This is a genomic window from Anoxybacillus sp. ST70 (assembly GCF_019553625.1).
Taxonomy (GTDB): Bacteria; Bacillota; Bacilli; order Bacillales; family Anoxybacillaceae; genus Anoxybacillus; species Anoxybacillus gonensis.
On record NZ_JAHZOF010000014.1, the window covers coordinates 35,349 to 49,660 of the forward strand.

14 protein-coding genes and 1 rRNA gene are annotated in these 14,312 nt (G+C 40.9%); all 15 read left to right on the forward strand.

Translation table 11 applies throughout. The features are described from left to right. Positions 1-59: 59 nt before the first annotated feature. Positions 60-1,442, forward strand: a complete 1,383-nt coding sequence (gene tilS, locus K1I43_RS14255; RefSeq protein WP_019418041.1) for a tRNA lysidine(34) synthetase TilS — start codon at positions 60-62, stop codon at positions 1,440-1,442. Between the two features lie 21 nt (positions 1,443-1,463). Continuing rightward, the gene (gene hpt / locus K1I43_RS14260) at positions 1,464-2,009 is read left to right on the forward strand and encodes a hypoxanthine phosphoribosyltransferase (RefSeq protein ID WP_009360757.1); all 546 of its coding nucleotides are present in this window, start codon (positions 1,464-1,466) and stop codon (positions 2,007-2,009) included. A gap of 86 nt (positions 2,010-2,095) precedes the next feature. After that, positions 2,096-3,979: an ATP-dependent zinc metalloprotease FtsH gene (gene ftsH / locus K1I43_RS14265; protein ID WP_009360756.1), complete on the forward strand. Its 1,884-nt coding sequence runs from the start codon at positions 2,096-2,098 to the stop codon at positions 3,977-3,979. 91 nt (positions 3,980-4,070) lie between these two features. Next, positions 4,071-4,844, forward strand: a complete 774-nt coding sequence (locus K1I43_RS14270; RefSeq protein ID WP_009360755.1) for a type III pantothenate kinase — start codon at positions 4,071-4,073, stop codon at positions 4,842-4,844. Positions 4,845-4,849: 5 nt separating this feature from the next. Then, positions 4,850-5,737 carry an Hsp33 family molecular chaperone HslO gene (gene hslO / locus K1I43_RS14275; protein ID WP_009360754.1) on the forward strand — a complete coding sequence of 296 codons (888 nt, stop codon included), beginning with the start codon at positions 4,850-4,852 and terminating at the stop codon, positions 5,735-5,737. A gap of 77 nt (positions 5,738-5,814) precedes the next feature. Next, positions 5,815-6,741, forward strand: coding sequence for a cysteine synthase A (cysK, locus tag K1I43_RS14280; protein WP_009360753.1), 927 nt, complete (start codon positions 5,815-5,817; stop codon positions 6,739-6,741). Between the two features lie 121 nt (positions 6,742-6,862). Next, a complete protein-coding gene (trpE, locus tag K1I43_RS14285) occupies positions 6,863-8,263 on the forward strand; it encodes an anthranilate synthase component I (protein ID WP_033383529.1) in 1,401 nt (466 codons plus the stop codon). Positions 8,264-8,268: 5 nt separating this feature from the next. Continuing rightward, the gene (pabA, locus tag K1I43_RS14290) at positions 8,269-8,844 is read left to right on the forward strand and encodes an aminodeoxychorismate/anthranilate synthase component II (RefSeq protein WP_009360751.1); all 576 of its coding nucleotides are present in this window, start codon (positions 8,269-8,271) and stop codon (positions 8,842-8,844) included. 6 nt (positions 8,845-8,850) lie between these two features. Continuing rightward, positions 8,851-9,720: an aminodeoxychorismate lyase gene (pabC, locus tag K1I43_RS14295; protein WP_019418034.1), complete on the forward strand. Its 870-nt coding sequence runs from the start codon at positions 8,851-8,853 to the stop codon at positions 9,718-9,720. Further along, entirely contained in the window at positions 9,681-10,553 is an 873-nt protein-coding gene (folP, locus tag K1I43_RS14300) for a dihydropteroate synthase (RefSeq protein WP_050982330.1), read from the forward strand. The genes pabC and folP overlap by 40 nt, the downstream gene beginning before the upstream one ends. Then, positions 10,543-10,905, forward strand: a complete 363-nt coding sequence (gene folB / locus K1I43_RS14305) for a dihydroneopterin aldolase (RefSeq protein ID WP_019418033.1) — start codon at positions 10,543-10,545, stop codon at positions 10,903-10,905. The genes folP and folB overlap by 11 nt, the downstream gene beginning before the upstream one ends. Before the next feature lie 3 nt (positions 10,906-10,908). Further along, complete coding sequence (folK, locus tag K1I43_RS14310) at positions 10,909-11,445, forward strand: 2-amino-4-hydroxy-6-hydroxymethyldihydropteridine diphosphokinase (protein ID WP_019418032.1); 537 nt, start codon at positions 10,909-10,911, stop codon at positions 11,443-11,445. Continuing rightward, positions 11,445-12,446 carry a tRNA dihydrouridine synthase DusB gene (dusB, locus tag K1I43_RS14315; RefSeq protein WP_026011750.1) on the forward strand — a complete coding sequence of 334 codons (1,002 nt, stop codon included), beginning with the start codon at positions 11,445-11,447 and terminating at the stop codon, positions 12,444-12,446. Before folK ends, dusB begins: the two co-directional genes overlap by 1 nt. A gap of 68 nt (positions 12,447-12,514) precedes the next feature. Beyond that, complete coding sequence (lysS, locus tag K1I43_RS14320; RefSeq protein WP_019418030.1) at positions 12,515-13,999, forward strand: lysine--tRNA ligase; 1,485 nt, start codon at positions 12,515-12,517, stop codon at positions 13,997-13,999. A 244-nt stretch (positions 14,000-14,243) separates the two neighbouring features. Next, positions 14,244-14,312 (forward strand): 16S ribosomal RNA (locus tag K1I43_RS14325); the annotation flags it as partial.

Here is a 14,312-nt window from a genome sequence, read left to right on the forward strand (position 1 = left end):
GAGTATAAGGAATGAGATATGGTACGATTGTAAAAAACGACGTTGTTAAGAGGGAGCGTATGTTAGAAGTTGTACACCAATTTATTGAAAAACATCAATTGCTCGAGCGTCATACGACCGTCGTTGTTGGTGTATCGGGCGGTCCGGATTCGTTAGCATTGCTCCATTTTTTATGGAGCGAACGAGAGCGATATGACATTCGAATCGTTGTGGCACACGTTGATCATATGTTACGAGGAAAACAGTCGGAAGAAGATATGCATTTTGTGAAACATTTTTGCGATCAACGTAGTATTATATGTGAGGCTAAACAGTTGAACGTCCAATTATATATGGAGCAAACGGGAAAAGGGGTACAAGAAGCAGCTCGTGATTGCCGCTACGCCTTTTTTGAACAAGTGATGCGTAAGTACAAAGCGCATTGTATTGCTTTAGCTCATCACGGGGATGATCAGATGGAAACGGTGCTTATGCGACTTGTGCGCGGAAGCACATCGAAAGGATATGCAGGCATACCAATCAAGCGTCCATTTGGAAACGGATATATTATTCGTCCTTTCTTATGCATTGATCGACAGCAAATTGAACAGTATTGTCAAAAGAATGGTTTACGTGCTCGTCACGACCCGAGCAATGAAAAAGATGATTATACGCGCAATCGTTTTCGCCGTTACGTTCTCCCTTTTTTAAAAAGTGAAAACAGTCATGCTCATGAACATGTGCAACAATTTAGTGAGATGATAAGCGAAGATGAAGCATTTTTAGAGCAATTAACGAAAGAAAAATTGAAAAATATTCTCGACCAACGAGAAGGATGTGTTCGTATCGCTATCCCTTTGTTTATGCGCATGCCAAAACCTTTACAAAGGCGAGGGATTCAACTAATATTAAACTATCTTTATGGGAATGTTCCATCGTCGTTATCTTCTATACATATAAACCAAGCGCTACTTTTTTTAAAACGACAACATCCTTCGGGTATGCTTCATTTTCCAAATGGATTAAAGCTCATTCGTCAATACGAGGTATGTATATTTACGTTTCAACAGGAACAAACGAATGGATATGAATTTCTTCTCCAAGTTCCTGATACGCTCCGATTGCCGAACGGATGTCAACTCACTAGTCAGTTTGTTGATCGTTATCCCGTCATTGAAGACGATGAGCATGTAGTGATTGATGTTGATCAATTAGCTTTGCCGCTTCGGGTGCGAACGAGAAAGCGCGGAGATCGCATGAAAGTAAAAGGAATGGAACATCCGAAAAAAGTGTCCCGCATTTTTATTGACGAAAAAATCCCAGCGAACGAACGGGAACAATGGCCAATTGTTGAAGATGCAAATGGGAACATCATATGGATTCCTGGTGTGAAAAAATCGATTTATACAGCAACAAATATTACAAAAAATCGCTATATTGTATTACACTATAAAAAGCAATAAATGATGGTAGGAGGAAAGAATATGGGTATGCATCAAGATATGGAAAAAATTTTAATTACTGAGGAACAAATTCAACAAAAAGTAAAAGAGTTAGGAGCATTATTGACGAAAGAATATGAAGGTCGCTTTCCGCTTGCGGTTGGTGTACTAAAAGGTGCTATGCCGTTTATGGCAGACTTAATTAAGCATATAGATACATATTTAGAAATTGATTTTATGGATGTATCAAGTTATGGAAACGCGACAGTGTCTTCTGGAGAAGTGAAAATTTTGAAAGACTTAAACACATCAGTTGAAGGCCGCGACGTGCTCATCATTGAAGACATTATTGATAGCGGTTTAACGCTAAGTTATTTAGCAGATTTATTCCGTTATCGTAAAGCGAAATCGATTAAAATCGTGACTTTGCTCGATAAACCATCTGGTCGAAAAGCAAATATTGAAGCGGATTATGTCGGTTTTATCGTTCCAGATGAATTCGTTGTCGGTTATGGGTTAGACTATTGTGAGAAATACCGAAATCTTCCGTACATCGGTGTGTTAAAGCCAGAAGTATATAGCAAATAATTTTTTCATGCACATCGTTTGTTTTGGAACGTTTTTCTATGATACTATTGACTATAGCGTGTTTTAAGTGTGGGAGGAGGTAGGAGATGAACCGCATTTTCCGTAATACAATCTTTTACTTACTTATTTTCCTTGTCGTCATTGGCGTTGTCAGCTTTTTGAATGGCGGCAATCAACGGGCGGAACGGATGACGTACGATGCGTTCATTACCCATCTAGAAAATGGTGATGTAAAGTATGTCTCGTTGAAGCCAGAACGAGGCGTTTATGAGATTCGCGGGCAATTAAAAACTTACGCTGAAGGGCAGTTTTTTACAACATATGTCGCAAACAGCCCACAAGTGCTTCAGCGAATCGATGAGGCGGCAAAGCAGGCGAAAGTAGAAGTGTTGCCTGCTGATGAAACGAGCGGATGGGTGACGTTTTTTACGTCCATTATTCCGTTTATCATCATTTTTATTTTGTTCTTCTTTTTATTAAATCAAGCGCAAGGCGGCGGCAGCCGAGTGATGAATTTTGGCAAAAGCCGTGCGAAATTGTATAACGAAGATAAGAAGCGCGTGCGCTTTAAAGACGTTGCCGGTGCGGATGAAGAAAAGCAAGAACTTGTTGAAATTGTTGAGTTTTTAAAAGATCCTCGCAAGTTTGTCGAGCTTGGTGCTCGCATTCCAAAAGGGGTTCTTCTCGTCGGACCGCCTGGAACAGGGAAAACATTATTGGCAAGAGCTGTTGCTGGAGAAGCAGGTGTTCCGTTTTTCTCTATTAGCGGTTCAGATTTCGTTGAAATGTTTGTCGGTGTCGGTGCTTCGCGTGTGCGTGATTTATTTGAAACAGCGAAGAAAAACGCTCCTTGTATCATTTTCATTGACGAGATTGATGCGGTCGGGCGTCAACGCGGTGCCGGCTTAGGTGGAGGACATGATGAACGGGAGCAAACATTAAACCAATTGCTCGTTGAAATGGATGGATTTAGCGGAAATGAAGGAATTATCATTATCGCTGCAACAAACCGTCCAGACATTTTAGACCCTGCCCTTTTACGTCCGGGTCGTTTTGACCGTCAAATCACCGTTGATCGTCCAGATGTGAAAGGACGTGAAGCCGTTCTTCGTGTGCACGCGCGCAACAAGCCACTTGATGAATCTGTTGACTTAAAAGCGATCGCGATGCGTACACCTGGTTTTTCTGGTGCAGATTTAGAAAATTTATTAAATGAGGCTGCGCTTGTTGCAGCTCGGCGCAACAAGAAAAAAATTGATATGAGCGATATTGATGAAGCAACGGATCGCGTCATTGCTGGTCCTGCTAAGAAAAGTCGCGTCATTTCTGAAAAAGAACGAAAAATCGTCGCTTATCACGAAGCAGGTCATACAGTCATTGGCATGGTGCTTGCTGATGCAGAAATGGTACATAAAGTAACGATCGTACCGCGCGGTCAAGCAGGCGGCTATGCGGTCATGTTACCAAAAGAAGACCGTTATTTTATGACAAAACCAGAATTGCTTGATAAAATTACAGGTCTTCTCGGCGGACGCGTTGCGGAGGAAATCGTATTTGGTGAAGTGAGTACAGGAGCACATAACGACTTCCAACGTGCCACAAGCATCGCTCGTCGCATGGTTACGGAGTTCGGTATGAGCGATAAGCTTGGACCGATGCAGTTTGGTCAATCTCACGGTCAAGTGTTTTTAGGTCGTGATTTGCATAACGAGCAAAATTATAGCGATCAAATCGCATACGAAATCGATCTTGAGATGCAGCGCATTATTAAAGAATGTTATGAAAAAGCGAAACGCGTATTAACGGAAAATCGCGATAAACTAGAGCTTATTGCGAATACGTTGCTTGAAGTTGAAACGCTTGATGCGGAACAAATTAAGCATTTGTTTGAGCACGGTACGTTACCGAATCGAAATGGCAATCAACAAGATGAGGTAAAAGTAAATATTCAAACGAAAAAAGAAGAATAAAGGTGTCTCTTTTTATAGAGGCATCTTTTTTTACCGTCCGCTTATGGTATGATGAAAAAAAGAACAAATTGTGGAAAAGTGGGGATGAGCGATGATTTTTGTATTAGACGTTGGAAACACAAATACCGTACTAGGTGTATATGACGGAGATGAACTGAAGTTTCACTGGCGCATTGAAACGAGCCGAAGCAAAACAGAAGATGAGTATGGGATGATCGTGAAAATGTTATTGCAAGATGTCGGATTGCATTTTTCTGATATTGACGGCATCATTATTTCTTCCGTTGTTCCACCAATTATGTTTGCGTTAGAGCGAATGTGTACAAAATACTTTCATATTAAGCCGCTCATTGTCGGTCCAGGCATTAAAACAGGGCTGAACATTAAGTATGACAATCCAAAAGAAGTCGGAGCAGACCGAATTGTCAATGCTGTAGCAGGCATTCATTTGTACGGGGCACCGCTCATTATTGTTGATTTCGGTACCGCAACAACATACTGTTATATTAACGAGCATAAACAATATATGGGAGGAGCTATTGCGCCAGGTATTACGATTTCTACGGAAGCGCTTTATTCTCGTGCTGCTAAACTTCCACGCATTGAGATTGCCCGTCCAGACGATATTATTGGGAAAAATACAGTAAGTGCGATGCAGGCAGGTATTTTATACGGATATGTTGGACAAGTAGAAGGAATTGTGTCACGGATGAAAGAAAAAAGCACTATTCCTCCAAAAGTAATTGCAACAGGTGGGTTAGCTTCATTAATTGCCCATGAATCGAATGTGATTGATATCGTCGATCCGTTTTTAACGTTAAAAGGATTGCAATTGTTATATGAGCGAAACAAGAAAGGTGAGTGACAGCAATGGCAGATTATTTAGTAAAAGCGTTGGCATACGATGGGCAAGTGAGAGCGTATGCCGTACGAACAACAGAAACCGTTCGGGAGGCGCAGCGGCGACATAAAACATGGCCGACAGCGTCTGCAGCATTAGGTCGTGCGATGACAGCGGGCGTGATGATGGGAGCGATGTTAAAAGGAGATAGCCAAATTACAATTAAAATTGAAGGTGGCGGACCTATTGGGCATATTCTTGTTGATAGTAACGCCAAAGGACATGTGCGCGGTTACGTATCCAATCCACATGTTCATTTTGAATTGAATGCGAATGGGAAGCTCGATGTCGCTCGAGCAGTTGGGACAAATGGAACATTAACAGTTGTGAAAGACTTAGGGTTACGCGATTATTTTACAGGACAAGTTCCGCTCGTATCTGGAGAACTTGGTGAAGACTTTACATACTATTTCGTTTCCTCTGAACAAACTCCATCATCCGTTGGGGTTGGTGTGTTAGTGAATCCGGATGATACGATATTAGCGGCGGGTGGTTTTATTTTACAACTTATGCCGGGTACAGAAGAAAAAACAATTGCCGACATTGAAAAAAATTTAGCTACTATTCCGCCGATCTCAAAAATGATTGAAAGTGGTTTAACGCCGGAACAAATTTTATATGAATTGCTTGGTGGGGAACAAAATGTAAAAATTCTCGAAACGATGCCTGTATCATTTGTTTGTCGTTGTTCACGTGAACGAGTAGCAGATGCGATCATTAGCTTAGGAGCGGAAGAAATTCAACAAATGATTGATGAGGAAGGGAAAGCGGAAGCCTCTTGTCATTTTTGTAATGAAACGTACACATTTTCGGCCGAAGATCTTGAGGAGTTAAAAAAATTAGCAAAACAAAAATAAATGATTGACAATTTCGAAAATAACTGATAAATTGGTTACAAATTCTATAAAAATACTCGGGATTAGAGGTGGATGAAATGGCGCGTGTAGTACAATCCATTACAGAGTTAATTGGTCAAACACCGGTAGTGAAGTTAAATCGCATCGTTGACGAAGATAGTGCAGATGTATATGTGAAGTTAGAGTTTATGAATCCAGGAAGCAGCGTAAAAGACCGGATTGCGCTTGCGATGATTGAAGCAGCAGAAAAAGCCGGAAAAATTCAGCCTGGGGATACAATCATTGAACCGACAAGCGGAAATACGGGAATTGGTTTAGCAATGGTTGCTGCCGCAAAAGGATATAAAGCCATTTTCGTTATGCCTGATACGATGAGTTTAGAGCGCCGTAACTTACTTCGTGCTTATGGGGCAGAGCTTGTATTAACCCCAGGAAGCGAAGGAATGCGAGGGGCTATTCAAAAAGCAGAGCAGCTTGCACAAGAGCACGGTTATTTTATGCCGCAACAATTTAAAAACGAAGCAAATCCAGAAGTGCATCGTTTAACGACAGGAAAAGAAATCGTTGAGCAAATGGGCGATCAATTAGATGCGTTTGTAGCCGGAATTGGAACGGGTGGAACGATTACAGGAGCTGGAGAAGTGTTGCGTCAAGCATATCCAAACATTAAAATTTATGCGGTTGAACCAGCTGACTCTCCTGTGCTTTCAGGTGGAAAACCAGGTCCGCATAAAATACAAGGAATCGGTGCGGGATTCGTCCCAGATATTTTAAATACATCCATTTACGATGAAGTCGTCACTGTAAAGACGGAGGAAGCATTTGCAGCCGCTCGTCTAGCTGCTCGCCAAGAAGGCATTTTAGGAGGCATTTCATCTGGTGCAGCGATTCATGTAGCGTTGCAAGTGGCGAAAAAATTAGGGAAAGGAAAGAAAGTGTTAGCAATTATTCCAAGTAACGGTGAACGTTATTTGAGCACACCACTATATCAGTTTGAAGAATAATTCGGCAAGAATGTCCTTGCCGAATTTTTTTTCGTGATTGTTTCTATATGTTCGTTGTACAATAAGCGTATGGACTGATGGAGAGGAGTGGACATCTGTGACCCAGCAAAAGCGACGACCGATGATGAAAAAAATCACATACGCACAACGTGATTGGTTTTCTCAATATAAAGCATTGTCACGAAAACAGTTGCATCATGTTTTGCTTGAGAGTGGACGGGACGGTCGATACAGTATTATCGGTTTACAACCATTTGCGGTTGTCATTGGGAAAGATGACAAGTTGACAGTGTGGCAGAAACATCGCACAGAGACGTTTGAAGGGAATATATTGCAATCATTAAAAAAATGGTTTAATCAATGGAAGATAGAAAAATTAGAGGAAGGCCCAGACTTTCAAGGCGGAGCGATTGGATACATCAGTTACGATTGTGCGCGGTATATTGAAAAGCTTCCTTCGATCGCACGTGACGATTTAAATATGCCCGATTTGTATTTCCTCGTATTTGACGATGTGTTTGTATATGATCACTTTGAATCATCCCTTTATTTCATTACTCACTATGTAGACGGAGAAGAGCAGAAAGCGCACGAACGTCTTGCACGATACGAGCAATTATGGACAACGGACTTGGCCGATGCTTCTCGTCCGTTTATTCCGAACTATGAGAAGGAAGAAACGGTATCAATGAGCGAAGAGCAGTTTATGGAAGCTGTCGAAAAAGTGCGTGCGTATATTGCGCAAGGCGATGTTTTTCAAGTGAACTTGTCTGTGCGACAGTCGAAACGGTTACTTACTCATCCGTTTGCGGTGTATGAAAAATTACGTACATTAAATCCATCACCATACATGGCATATATGCATTTTCCTGAATTTCAACTCGTAAGCGGTTCCCCAGAGTTACTTGTGAAAAAGAAGGGGGAGTATGTAAGTACACGTCCGATTGCAGGAACGCGTTCACGTGGTAAAACAATTCAAGAAGATGAACAAATTGCGCAGTCATTATTAGCAAACGAAAAAGAGCGAGCGGAACATTTAATGCTTGTTGACCTAGAACGGAACGATCTTGGACGTGTATGTGCATATGGGACGGTACATGTAGACGAGTTTATGGTGATTGAAAAATATTCTCACGTAATGCATCTCGTCTCACATGTTTCTGGACGACTTGAAGAAGGGAAAGACGCGTTCGATGTGATATCCGCTGTGTTTCCAGGTGGAACGATTACAGGGGCTCCGAAAGTACGAACAATGGAAATTATCGAAGAGCTAGAGCCTGTTCGACGTGGTGTTTACACAGGTTCCATTGGTTGGATCGGATTTAATGGCGATATGGAGTTAAACATTGCGATTCGAACGATGATTGCGAAAGATGGTCTTGCCTATGTACAGGCGGGGGCAGGAATCGTTATTGATTCTCAACCAGAACATGAATATAAAGAATGTTTAAAGAAAGCATTTGCTTTATGGAAAGCCAAAGAGCTGAGCGAAGAAGAGTATGTACAATTAAGCATGAGGTGAGCAAAATGATTTTAATGATTGATAATTATGATTCGTTTACGTATAACTTAGTCCAATATTTAGGGCAATTAGGGGAAGAATTGATCGTTAAACGAAACGATGAAGTAACGATTGCTCAAATTGAACAACTTCAACCACATTTTTTAATGATTTCCCCTGGTCCGTGCAGTCCGAATGAAGCAGGCATCAGCATGGAGGCGATTCAATATTTTGCAGGGAAGATCCCGATTTTTGGTGTATGTCTTGGGCATCAGTCGATTGCGCAAGTGTTTGGTGGGGAGGTTGTTCGGGCGGAACGTTTAATGCATGGTAAAACATCACCGATTTTTCATGATGGAAAGACGATTTTTACTCAAATTCCGAATCCGTTTACTGCTACGCGTTATCATTCGCTAATTGTAAAAAGAGAAACATTGCCCGATTGCTTTGACATTTCCGCGTGGACAGAAGAAGGGGAAATTATGGCCATTCGCCATAAAACATTGCCAATTGAAGGGGTGCAGTTTCATCCTGAGTCGATCATGACGGAATACGGTTTAGAAATGCTTAAAAATTTTATTACATTATACAGACGAAAGTGATGTCGTATGTTCGTTTACGTAAATGGACAAATCGTAAAAAATGAAGATGCTCGTATTTCATCGTTTGATCATGGATTTATGTATGGGCTCGGGGTGTTTGAAACATTCCGCGTATATGATGGACACCCATTTTTGCTTGATGATCATTTAGTTCGTCTTCATAACGGACTTGATATGCTCAACATTTCATGTTCTATCACTCGAAATGATGTTTTGCATATTCTTTCCCAATTGTTAGAGGCAAACGGTTATCGCGATGCGTATGTTCGTTTAAACGTCTCAGCTGGAATCGGCGATGTGGGGCTACAGGTGGAACAGTACACACATCCGACAATCATTATGTATATGAAACGTATTCCAAACTTTGCGGAAGAGAAAGCATGTCAAACTTTACAAGTGAGACGAAATACGCCAGAAGGGGGCGTTCGGTTAAAATCGCATCACTATTTAAATAATATTTTAGGTAAAAGAGAAATTGGTCATCATCCGAACGTAGAAGGTATTTTCCTTACAGAAGAAGGATTTGTAGCAGAAGGAATTGTTTCTAACATTTTTTGGGTGAAAGATGGTGTTGTGTACACCCCTTCCGTACAAACAGGGATTTTAAACGGTGTGACTCGAATGTTTGTGATCGATTTACTGCACTCATGGGGCATTCATGTCGAAGAAGGGTTTTATTCCTTGCAACAGCTGAAAAACGCAGATGAAATCTTTTTAACAAATTCCATTCAAGAAGTTGTGCCGGTTTGTCGGCTAGATGAGAATATATATCCCGGGAAATGTGGGGAAATAACAAAACGTCTCCAACGTGCATACGCATCGTTTACAACGCGTTTATGGACAAGGTACGACAGAAAGGATGGGTACGTCAATTGATTGATGTCATTTATTGCGGAAAGCATAAGTTAGATTTAAGAAAACAAACGGTCATTATGGGCATTTTAAATGCAACGCCTGATTCTTTTTCTGATGGTGGGAAGTTCAATCACGTAGAGCAGGCGGTTGAACGTGCAAAACAACTCGTAGCTGAGGGAGCGCACATCATTGATATCGGGGGCGAATCAACTCGCCCTGGGGCTGAAAAAGTACCGCTTGAAGAAGAGTTGCGTCGCGTCATTCCAATTGTAGAAGCAGTCGCTAAAGCAGTAGATGTACCAATCTCTATCGATACGTATAAAGCAGAAGTCGCAAAACAAGCCATTGAAGCAGGAGCAACGATGATTAACGATGTTTGGGGAGCGAAAGCCGATCCGAACATGGCTAAAGTAGCGGCTAATTACGGTGTTCCGATTGTGTTAATGCATAATCGTCACGATCGCCATTATAAAGATTTTATTTCAGATATGATCAATGATTTAAAAGAGAGTATACATCTTGTAAAGCAAGCGGGTGTGACGGACGAGCAAATTATTATCGATCCAGGTATTGGTTTTGCTAAAACAGTAGAGCATAATTTAGAAGTAATGCGTCGATTGGACGAGTTTTCTGTTCTCGGTTACCCTATTTTGTTAGGGACATCGCGAAAGTCATTTATCGGACATGTGCTTGATTTACCCGTTCATGAACGAGTAGAAGGAACAGGAGCAACAGTTTGCCTCGGTATCGCCAAAGGAGTGCATATCGTTCGCGTACATGACGTTTTACCGATCGCTAGAATGGCTAAAATGATGGATGCGATGATCGGGAGAGGGTGGGAGTATGAGCGATAAAATTTACGTTCAGCAAATGGGGTTTTACGGTTATCACGGGGTATTTCCTGAAGAAAATAAGCTCGGTCAACGCTTTTATGTTGATGTCATCATTGAAACAAATTTAAGAAAAGCAGGCGTCACCGACGATTTAAATGAAACGGTTAACTATGCACATATATATGACATATGTCAAAGTATTGTCGAAGGGAAGCCATTTCAATTGATCGAAGCAGTAGCAGAACACATTGCTGAGCAAATTTTATCTGCTTATGCAACAATCTCATCTTGTACTGTCAAGGTGACGAAGCCAAACCCACCTATTAAAGGTCACTATGCGTATGTGGCGGTTGAAATTACGAGAGGGCGTTAACAAATGGAACATATTGCTTATATTGCATTAGGCTCAAATATAGGAGATCGTTTTGATTATTTACGTAGAGCGGTCACGGCTTTAAATAACCACCCATGTATTTCTGTTTTAGCGACATCTTCCGTTTATGAAACAGATCCGGTTGGATATGTCGAACAAGCTTGTTTTTTAAATATGGTTGTAAAGGTTGCTACGTCGCTATCTCCATTTGCTTTGTTAGAAGCAACGATGGACATTGAAAAACAGTTTGGTCGAAAACGAGAAGTTCATTGGGGGCCACGAACGTTAGACCTTGACATTTTGCTATATAATCACGAAAATATTGAAACAGAACAACTTATCATTCCGCATCCGCGTATGTATGAACGGGCGTTTGTATTAATCCCGTTGTTTGAAATAGATGAATCGTTAATTATTCCTTCCGTTCAACGTCCTTTACGTTCGTACGTTGAACAGTTATCGGATCAAGGTGTTCGTATATGGAAAAGTCGCCAAACGGTGGAGGAACAATTTATGTTAGCAAGAAAGGAGGGAGTTTAATGTTCAAGATCGGAAATGTACAAATTAATAATCCTGTTGTGCTTGCTCCGATGGCAGGCGTATGTAATTCAGCTTTTCGCCTAACTGTAAAAGAGTTTGGTGCAGGGCTTGTTTGTGCAGAGATGGTTAGCGATAAAGCGATTTTATTTAATAATCCAAAAACAATGGGAATGCTCTATATTGATGAGCGTGAAAAACCATTGAGCTTGCAAATTTTTGGTGGAGAAAAAGAAACACTTGTACAAGCAGCTAAATATGTAGATAAGCATACAAATGCGGACATTATTGATATTAACATGGGATGCCCTGTCCCGAAAATTACAAAATGCGATGCGGGGGCAAAATGGCTATTAGATCCAAATAAAATTTATGATATGGTGGCAGCAGTTGTTGATGCCGTAGAAAAGCCTGTAACGGTAAAAATGCGGATTGGTTGGGATGAACATCACATTTATGCTGTTGAAAATGCTCAGGCGGTAGAACGGGCAGGGGGACAAGCTGTGGCTGTTCATGGGCGAACACGCGTGCAAATGTATGAAGGGAAAGCCGATTGGAACGTCATTAAGCAAGTAAAAGAAGTGGTTCGTATCCCTGTTATTGGAAACGGTGATGTCCAGACTCCTCAAGATGCTAAACGAATGTTAGAGCAAACAGGTGTTGACGGAGTGATGATTGGTCGAGCTGCCCTTGGTAATCCTTGGATGATTTATCGCACAGTTCGTTATTTGGAAACAGGTGAGCTCATTCCGGAACCATCAGTACGTGAAAAAATCGAAGTATGCATTTTGCATTTAGAACGTTTGATCGCTTTGAAAAATGAGCATATTGCTGTGAAAGAGATGCGCAAACATGCTGCATGGTACTTAAAAGGTATTCGTGGAAACGCGAAAGTGCGTAACGCGATTAACGAATGTCAGACGCGCAATGAGCTTGTGGCGTTACTGATGAATTTTGTCGAAGAAGTTGAGGCAAAAGAAAGTGATGTCGTGATGGAAGTGTAAAACATACTGTCAGTTCATACTGGCAGTATGTTTTAAAAAAATAAAAGGTCATTGGAGTGAACTTTCGTATGTCACATGAAGAATTAAATGATCAGCTATTAGTTCGTCGTGAAAAGTTACATAAATTACGTGAAAAAGGAATTGATCCATTCGGGAAACGATTCGAGCGCACACATAAAGCTGAAGAGTTGTTTGCGCTATACGGTCATTTATCGAAAGAAGAACTTGAGGAGAAACAAATTCATGTTTCTGTAGCCGGTCGCATTATGACAAAGCGCGGCAAAGGAAAAGCTGGATTTGCACATATTCAAGATTTGACGGGGCAAATTCAAATTTATGTACGCAAAGACGATGTTGGCGAAGAACAGTATGAAATTTTTGATACGTCAGATTTAGGGGATATTGTTGGTGTCCAAGGAACAGTATTTAAGACAAAAGTGGGCGAACTTTCTATCAAAGTGCATGCATATGAAATGTTGACAAAATCATTGCGTCCACTTCCTGAAAAGTATCATGGGCTTAAAGATATTGAGCAACGTTATCGCCAACGTTACCTCGATTTAATTATGAATCCAGAAAGCAAAAAAACATTTATTACACGCAGCTTAATCATTCAGTCTATGCGTCGTTACTTAGATCAAAGAGGGTATTTGGAAGTAGAAACGCCGATGATGCATTCGATTGCTGGAGGGGCTGCTGCTCGTCCGTTTATTACGCACCATAATGCTTTAGATATGACGTTGTATATGCGCATTGCAATCGAGTTGCATTTAAAACGTTTAATTGTTGGTGGGCTAGAAAAAGTATATGAAATTGGTCGTGTATTCCGAAACGAAGGCATTTCAACACGCCATAATCCAGAGTTTACAATGCTTGAATTGTATGAAGCTTATGCTGATTACACAGATATTATGAAATTAACAGAAGATATGATCGCGCATATTGCTCAAGAAGTGCTTGGAACTACAAAAATTCAATATGGAGAATATGAAGTAGATTTAACACCTTCTTGGAAACGACTTCATATGGTTGATGCGATTAAAGAATACGTTGGTGTTGACTTTTGGAAGCATATGAGCGATGAAGAAGCTCGTCAACTAGCGAAAGAGCATGGAGTAGAAGTAGCTCCGCATATGACATTTGGTCATATTGTAAACGAATTTTTCGAACAAAAGGTAGAACAACACCTTATTCAACCAACATTTATTTACGGTCATCCGGTTGAAATTTCGCCTTTAGCGAAGAAAAACCCAGAAGACCCTCGCTTTACAGATCGCTTTGAATTATTTATCGTTGCACGTGAGCATGCAAATGCATTTACAGAATTAAATGATCCAATCGATCAACGTGAACGATTTGAAGCGCAATTAAAAGAAAAAGAACAAGGAAATGACGAAGCGCATGAGATGGACGAAGATTTTATCGAAGCGCTAGAGTACGGTATGCCACCAACAGGTGGATTAGGAATTGGTATTGATCGCCTCGTTATGTTGTTAACGAACTCACCATCGATTCGCGATGTGTTGTTGTTCCCTCAAATGCGCCATAAGTAATCGCGAAAGTCCCGAGATGATCGGGACTTTTTTTAAAAAAGAGAAAAAATATATTGCTAAAAGATAATCAAATATGATATATTACTAATCGTCCGTGTTGAAGATAACACGAAAAAGTAAAAAATAAAAAAGTGTTGACAAGAAAAAACGTAAATGTTATATTAAAAAGGTCGCTTCAAAAGCGATAAGATGTTCCTTGAAAACTGAACGAAGCGAAAAGCGTACAGAAGCTAAGGATAACTTTTCTATGGAGAGTTTGATCCTGGCTCAGGACGAACGCTGGCGGCGTGCCTAATACATGCAAGTCGAGCGG